Source organism: Sphingomonas sp., assembly GCF_019242355.1.
In the GTDB taxonomy this organism is placed as follows: Bacteria; Pseudomonadota; Alphaproteobacteria; order Sphingomonadales; family Sphingomonadaceae; genus Sphingomicrobium.
Genome location: NZ_JAFAVR010000181.1, coordinates 1 through 6,798, shown reverse-complemented (window position 1 = coordinate 6,798; position 6,798 = coordinate 1). Strand labels below are relative to the sequence as shown.

Annotated in this window: 8 protein-coding genes and 1 pseudogene; 4 read left to right on the top strand and 5 right to left on the bottom strand. The window is 67.6% G+C overall.

Annotation, left to right across the window (positions count from 1 at the left end; translation table 11 throughout):
- From carB to JOZ79_RS09190, 3 genes are all read left to right on the top strand, one after another.
- Window positions 1-2,753: carbamoyl-phosphate synthase large subunit (gene carB / locus JOZ79_RS09200; protein ID WP_294073439.1), on the top strand; the 2,753-nt coding region annotated here is incomplete at its 5' end.
- 74 nt (window positions 2,754-2,827) lie between these two features.
- On the top strand, window positions 2,828-3,304 hold the full coding sequence (gene greA, locus JOZ79_RS09195; protein ID WP_294073438.1) for a transcription elongation factor GreA: 477 nt from the start codon (window positions 2,828-2,830) through the stop codon (window positions 3,302-3,304).
- 10 nt (window positions 3,305-3,314) lie between these two features.
- On the top strand, window positions 3,315-3,944 hold the full coding sequence (locus tag JOZ79_RS09190) for a rhomboid family intramembrane serine protease (RefSeq protein WP_294073437.1): 630 nt from the start codon (window positions 3,315-3,317) through the stop codon (window positions 3,942-3,944).
- A 20-nt stretch (window positions 3,945-3,964) separates the two neighbouring features.
- Here JOZ79_RS09190 and JOZ79_RS09185 read toward each other — a convergent pair whose 3' ends face one another.
- The 5 genes from JOZ79_RS09185 to JOZ79_RS09165 are packed head-to-tail and all read right to left on the bottom strand — an operon-like array spanning window position 3,965 to window position 5,904.
- On the bottom strand, window positions 3,965-4,201 hold the full coding sequence (locus tag JOZ79_RS09185) for a DUF4170 domain-containing protein (RefSeq protein ID WP_294073436.1): 237 nt from the start codon (window positions 4,199-4,201) through the stop codon (window positions 3,965-3,967).
- A gap of 47 nt (window positions 4,202-4,248) precedes the next feature.
- Entirely contained in the window at window positions 4,249-4,677 is a 429-nt protein-coding gene (locus JOZ79_RS09180) for a hypothetical protein (protein ID WP_294073435.1), read from the bottom strand.
- The gene (locus JOZ79_RS09175; RefSeq protein ID WP_294073434.1) at window positions 4,674-5,015 is read right to left on the bottom strand and encodes a DUF3618 domain-containing protein; all 342 of its coding nucleotides are present in this window, start codon (window positions 5,013-5,015) and stop codon (window positions 4,674-4,676) included. The genes JOZ79_RS09180 and JOZ79_RS09175 overlap by 4 nt, the downstream gene beginning before the upstream one ends.
- Window positions 5,012-5,359, bottom strand: a complete 348-nt coding sequence (locus JOZ79_RS09170; RefSeq protein WP_294073433.1) for a phage holin family protein — start codon at window positions 5,357-5,359, stop codon at window positions 5,012-5,014. The genes JOZ79_RS09175 and JOZ79_RS09170 overlap by 4 nt, the downstream gene beginning before the upstream one ends.
- Window positions 5,359-5,904 (bottom strand): hypothetical protein, encoded by a 546-nt coding sequence (locus JOZ79_RS09165; protein WP_294073432.1) that lies wholly within the window; start codon window positions 5,902-5,904, stop codon window positions 5,359-5,361. The genes JOZ79_RS09170 and JOZ79_RS09165 overlap by 1 nt, the downstream gene beginning before the upstream one ends.
- Window positions 5,905-6,050: 146 nt before the next feature.
- Between JOZ79_RS09165 and eno the strand changes: the two are divergent.
- Window positions 6,051-6,798, top strand: a pseudogene (eno, locus tag JOZ79_RS09160) (phosphopyruvate hydratase); the annotation flags it as partial.

The window sequence follows — 6,798 nt, the reverse complement described above, 5'->3', positions numbered from 1 at the left end:
GAACGGGGCTGGAGGCTTCGCCGACCACCGAGGTGCTGATCGACGAGAGCCTCGTCGGGTGGAAGGAATTTGAGATGGAGGTGGTCCGCGACCGCGCGGACAACGCCATCATCATCTGCTCGATCGAGAATATCGACCCGATGGGGGTGCACACCGGGGATTCGATCACGGTCGCGCCGGCGCTGACGCTGACCGACAAGGAATATCAGCGGATGCGCTCGGCAAGCATCGCCGTGCTTCGGGAAATTGGCGTCGAAACAGGTGGTTCCAACGTCCAGTTCGCGGTCGATCCGAAGACCGGGCGGATGGTCGTGATCGAAATGAACCCGCGCGTGTCGCGCTCGTCGGCGCTGGCGTCCAAGGCGACGGGCTTCCCGATCGCCAAGGTCGCGGCGCGCCTGGCGGTCGGCTACACGCTCGACGAGATCGCCAACGACATCACCGGCGGCGCCACCCCGGCCAGTTTCGAACCGACGATCGATTATGTCGTCACCAAGATCCCGCGCTTCGCCTTCGAGAAGTTCAAGGGATCGCAGGCGATGCTGTCGACGGCGATGAAGTCGGTCGGCGAAGTGATGGCGATCGGCCGCAGCTTCGCCGAGAGCCTGCAAAAGGCATTGCGCGGGCTGGAAACGGGGCTGTGCGGGCTCGACCGGGTGCGCGAGCTGGAGAATGCCGATCCGACGACGATTGAAAGCGCGCTGGCGCGGTCGACACCGGACCGGCTGCTGGTCGCGGCGGAGGCGCTGCGGCAGGGCTTCACGGTCGAGCGGATCAACCAGATCGCGGGTTTCGACCCCTGGTTCCTGCGGCGGCTGGAGGAGATCGTCCGCGCCGAGGAGCAGGTGCGGGCCGAGGGCCTGCCGAGCGACGCTCGCGGAATGCGGCGGCTGAAGGCCATGGGCTTCGCCGACGCGCGGCTTGCCCAGCTTGCGCTGCAGTCGGCGCATTTCGCGGCACAACCCGGGCCATCGGGCGTCGTTCACGATGCGGCCAAGGCGATGACGGGCGGGGTCACGGAGTCTGAAGTGCGCGCCCATCGCCTGGCGCTTGGAGTCAGGCCGGTGTTCAAGCGCATCGATAGCTGCGCGGCCGAGTTCGATGCGGCGACGCCCTATCTCTATTCGACCTATGAGGCGCCGCTGTTCGGCGACGCCGAGGACGAGGCCGACGTTTCCGACCGCCGCAAGGTGATTATCCTGGGCGGCGGGCCGAACCGGATCGGGCAGGGCATCGAGTTCGACTATTGCTGTTGCCACGCGGCGTTCGCGCTTGGCCGGGATGGCGCCGGGCTCGAAACCATCATGGTCAATTGCAACCCGGAGACGGTCTCGACCGACCCCGACACGTCGGACCGTCTCTATTTCGAGCCGTTGACGGCGGAGAACGTGCTGGAGATCGTTCGGCGCGAGCAGGAGCGGGGCGAATTGCTGGGCGTCATCGTCCAGCTGGGCGGGCAGACGCCGCTGAAGCTGGCGGCGGAGTTGCAGGCTTCGGGCGTGCCGATCCTCGGGACCTCGCCGGACAGCATCGACCTTGCGGAGGACCGCGAGCGGTTCGCCGATCTGGTCGCGACGCTGGGGCTCAAGCAGCCCGCGAACGGCATCGCGCGCAGCCGGGAGGAAGCGCTGCTCGTCGCAGAAAGGATCGGCTATCCGGTGCTCTTGCGCCCGTCCTACGTGCTCGGCGGGCGGGGCATGGAGGTGGTCGACGGCCCGGCCCAGCTCGATCATTATATCGCGACCGCTGTCGCGGTGTCGGGATCAAGCCCGGTGCTCATCGACCGCTACCTGCGCGATGCGATCCAGGTCGACGTCGACGCCATCTGCGATGGGACGGACGTCGCTGTGTGCGGGGTGCTCCAGCATATCGAGGAAGCGGGGGTCCACTCGGGCGACAGCACCTGCTCCATCCCGCCCCATAGCCTCCCGGCCGACGTCGTGCGGGAAATCGAGCGGCAGACCCGTGAGTTGGCGCTGGCGCTCGGCGTCAGGGGCCTGATGAACGTCCAGTATGCGGTGAAGGACGGCGAGGTTTACCTCATCGAGGTCAATCCGCGCGCGAGCCGGACAGTGCCGTTCGTCGCCAAGGCGATCGGCGTGCCGGTGGCGAAGATCGCGGCAAGGGTGATGGCCGGTGAGCCGCTGGCCAACTTCGGCGAGGTCGGGCGCGACCTGGATTATATCGCGGTCAAGGAATCCGTCTTCCCGTTCGCGCGGTTCCCGGGGACCGACCCGGTGCTTGGACCGGAAATGAAGAGCACCGGCGAAGTCATGGGTCTGGAACGCAATTTCGATGTCGCCTTCGCCAAGGCCTTGCTTGGCGCCGGGATGAAACTGCCGCAGAGCGGAACGGCCTTCGTATCGGTCAAGGACGCGGACAAGGATCACATTGTGCCGGCAGTCGAGAAGCTGGTCGAGCTCGGCTTCTCGGTCATCGCAACTGGCGGCACGGCCGCGCACCTCCAGTCGAGAGGCCTGCCCGTCGAACCGGTGAACAAGGTGGCGCAGGGCCGTCCGCACATCGTCGACCGCCTGACCGACGGTCAGGTGGTGCTGGTGTTCAACACGACCGAAGGCTGGCAGTCGCTGAAGGACAGCCAGGCGATCCGCGCGACGGCGCTGGTGAAGAAGGTGCCCTATTTCACGACGGCGTCGGCGAGCCTGGCCACGGCCCGGGCGATCGAGGCGCTGCGCGACCGCGCGCTTGAAGTCGCGTCGGTCCAGTCCTATTATTCCGCCTCCGCGAGTTAAGCTCCACCGACAATCAGCGCCCTTGTGTGAGCCCATCCGGGCCGCGGGGCGAGCTTTTGAATAAAGGGATCGACATGGCGAGTGCCGACAAGGTGCCGATGCTGGCCCAGGGCCATGCAATGCTCAGCGACGAGCTGAAGCGACTGCGACTGGAGCGACCGCAGATCGTCGAAGCGATCGAGGAGGCGCGCGCTCATGGCGACCTCTCCGAGAACGCTGAATATCATGCCGCCAAGGAACGCCAGGGCCAGATCGAGGCAATGATCGCCGACCTCGAGGACCGGCTGAGCCGGGCGATGGTGATCGACCCGACGTCGCTGTCGGGCGACAAGGTCGTGTTCGGAGCGACCGTGACCCTGCTCGACGAGGACGAAAAGACCGTTCGCTACCAGCTTGTCGGCCAGGCCGAGGCGGACGCGCGGGTGGGCCGCATCAGCTACAATTCGCCGCTCGGGCGCGCTCTCATCGGGCGCCAGGCGGGCGATGAGGTCGAGGTGTCGACGCCATCCGGCGATCGCTACTATCAGGTCGAGAAGATCGAGTTCGTCTGAGCCTGCTGGCGTGAGGAGCATTCCCCGCACGGCGACGGCTGCGATCATCGCGCTGACCTGCGCGGCGTGGCTAGTTACCATGGCCCTGGGGTGGGACGACCGCGCGGCGGGCGGCCTTGGCTTCATCCCGGCGCGAGTGGACGGCCTGATCCGCGTCGCGCCGGCTGTTCCCGCCGTCCTTACGCCCCTGACCGCGACCCTGGTCCATTCGGGCCTGCTGCACCTCGGCTTCAACATGCTGATGCTGTTCTGGTGCGGAAGCCAGGTGGAGCGGGTGCTCGGCCGGTCGTGCCTGGTGCTGCTGTATGTGGTCGGGGCTTATGCAGCGGCTGCGGCGCAGTGGCTCGCGGAACCGCACGGACTGACGCCCATGGTCGGCGCGAGCGGCGCCATCAGCGCAGTGATCGGAGCGTTCGCTCTGAGCTTCGGACGGGCGAAACGGGTGACGTCATCGGCCCGCTTCAATCGCTGGATCAACGTCGTGTGGCTGTTGGCTGCCTGGGTCGTGTTGCAGTTCATGGTCGGATGGCTGGCGAGCGGGCAGGGCACGCTACTTGCGACGCCCGCCCACATCGGTGGTTTCATCGCGGGCCTGCTGCTTCAGCGGCCGCTACTGATGTGGCGGTACCGGAAGGCCTAGCATCCCTGGTCTAGCCCAAGCTAGCTCGCCGGCTGCTTCGGTCGCGAGATCCCTTCCGGCTCCAGCAGGCGGTGCAGGTGGACGACGACATATTTCATCTCGGCGTCGTCGACACTGCCCTGGGCCTTCCCGCGCCAGGCGTCCTCGGCCGCGGCGTAGCTGTCGTAGATGCCGACCAGGTCGATCGTCGACATGTCGAAGTCGAGGCCGCGCGGATCCTTGACCCGGCCGCCGAACACGAGATGAAGCTTGCTCATTGCGGCCCGCTAGCAGGATTCTGGCGCCCTGCGAACCGCAACCAGCGTCAGTTCGCGTTCTTCGCGGCGTCCGTTGCCGCCTGCGCCGTTGCCTTCGCGACATCCGTAACCCGGTCGAGCAGCGAGCGGATCGTCTCCTCGCCCTTTTCCCGGCTGAGGCCGACCTCGCCGAGACGCTGGGTGCCGGTCGTCCGTGCCGCATCGAATGCGGCATTGGCACTCCTCCGGACCCGCCGGGCGGTCGGGCGAACCCACCGGTCCTCCGCATCGGTGCGCGGAAGCAGGGCAGCGATCAGCGCGCCCGCGGCAAGTCCGCCGGCAAGAGCGATGAGCGGCGCCTCGGTCAGGGTGTCGGCGGCACGGCGCCCTGCGTCGGCAACGCTTCCGCGCGCACTGTCATAGGCGTCGATCGCCCGCTGGCGAGCCGTCGCGCCGCTGCCCGAGCGGGTGGTGTCGCTGCTGCGTGAATCGGTCATTCGATCGTCTCCGTATTCCTGGTGTTCGATGTGGTGGTCTTGCGGCGCTTGCCCGACATCCCGCCCCAAGCCTTGCCGGCGAGGTCCATCAGCGGATGGCGAGCAAGAAACAGGGCGACCGCCGCGACCGCTCCGCCGGTTGCGACGGGCCGGGCACGGACCGCGTCGACCGCGTCCTCTGCGAGATCGGCGCCCTTGCTTCGCGCGCCCTGCCAGGCGTCACGGGCGAGCGTGCCGGGGCTGATCCGGTGCTGGAGCTCATGTGCGGTGGTCATCAGCCGCGCCCGCGATCGTTCGACTTCGATCCGGGCTGCGGCGACCTGCGGCGTGTCGGTCATAGCGCCCTCCTGATCCTGCCGACCGCGAACCAGGCGAGGCCGCCCGCGACGCCGGCGAAGATCAGCGTGCCGATCAGGCCGGCAAGCAGCGGCCCGACGAACCTCGCCAGTGCCAGGACGACGCCGAGCACGAGCGCGTTGATCGCGGCAAGGCCGAGCAGCAGCGCCGCGGCGAGGAGGCCCGCGGGCATCGCCAGCGCACCGGCCTTGGCGCTCGCAATCGCCTTAACCAGGCCGACCTCGGCCCGCGCATAGGCCTTGCCGTCCTCGATCAGCTGGTGGACCAGCTCACCGACTGGCCGCTCCGGCGCGGCGGGTTGCGCTTGCTCGGGCACCTTCAGCATCAATCGTCGCTTTCGTCGGTCCCGCTGGTCGCGATGCCGCTCCTCAACAGCCGGGCGACGACGAAGCCGACGACAGCGGCGCCGGCCAGGGCGATGCCGGGGCTGTTGCGGACGAAGTTGCGGGCATCGTCGATCAGCTCGTCCGGGTCCTTGCTGGCGATGGTGTTCGACGCATTCTCGATCGCGCTTGCGGCGCGGCGCGCATAGTCGCCATATTCGCTGCCCAGGCGGTCATCGATGCCGCTCGCGGTATCGCCGATCATGCGCCCGACGTTGGCAAGGGCTTCGGATGAACGTTCGAGGCCTTGGCCGACCAGGCCGCGCGCCCGGTCTCCCGCCTGGCCGGACAACTTATCTCGTCCGCTGCGAAGGCGCTCTGCAAGGCTGGCATCGGATGCGCCGCCAGCGCCCGCGTCGGTGGTGGTCGCGGTTTCGCGGTCTGCAAGCAAAGCAGTGTCGCTGTCGCCAGTTGCGCCGTCGACCTGCGAAGCGCCGGCAATCACGGTGTCGGTCCCCTCCGGCAGGGCAGTGTCATTGTCAGCCATGTCGAATCTCCTTTGTCTTGCCGCTTCAACCCGGGAGCGCGACGCCTCGTTCCTGACTTCCGAAGCGAAAGTTGCACGATCGGGCGCGGGGCCTAATAGGCTCGTCCTAAATCAGCATCGTTACGCATCTGCAAGGACCTCCTGCCATGACCATCATCGTCGACGTTCACGCCCGCCAGATCCTGGACAGCCGCGGCAACCCGACGGTCGAGGTCGATGTCGAGCTGGAGGACGGCAGCCTCGGGCGCGCGGCGGTGCCGTCGGGCGCATCGACGGGCGTTCACGAGGCGGTCGAGCTGCGGGACGGCGACAAGAGCCGCTGGGGAGGCAAGGGAGTGACCAAGGCGGTCGCGGCGGTGAACGGTGAGATCGCCGAGGCGGTTCTGGGCCTGGATGCCGAGGACCAGGCGGGGCTGGACGCCGAGATGATCGAGCTTGATGGAACGCCGAACAAGGGCCGGCTCGGCGCCAATGCGATCCTTGGAGTTAGCCTTGCGGCGGCGAAGGCGGCGGCGGAGTCGGTCGGGCTACCGCTCTATCGCTATGTCGGCGGCGCCGACGCGACGCTTCTCCCCGTGCCGATGATGAACGTGCTGAACGGCGGGGCGCACGCCGACAATCCGCTCGACTTTCAGGAGTTCATGATCGTCCCGGCGGGTCTGCCGAGCTTCTCGGAGGCGCTGCGTTGCGGAACCGAAGTGTTCCATGCGCTGAAAGGCGCGCTTCATGATGCGGGCCTGGCGACGGGCGTCGGGGACGAGGGCGGCTTCGCACCGAACATCGGATCCCCTCGGGAGGCGATCGAGTTCATCCTGCGCGCCGTCGACGCCGCGGGCTACAAGGCGGGCGCGGATGTCTTCCTGGCGATGGATCCGGCAGCGAGCGAGTTCTTCA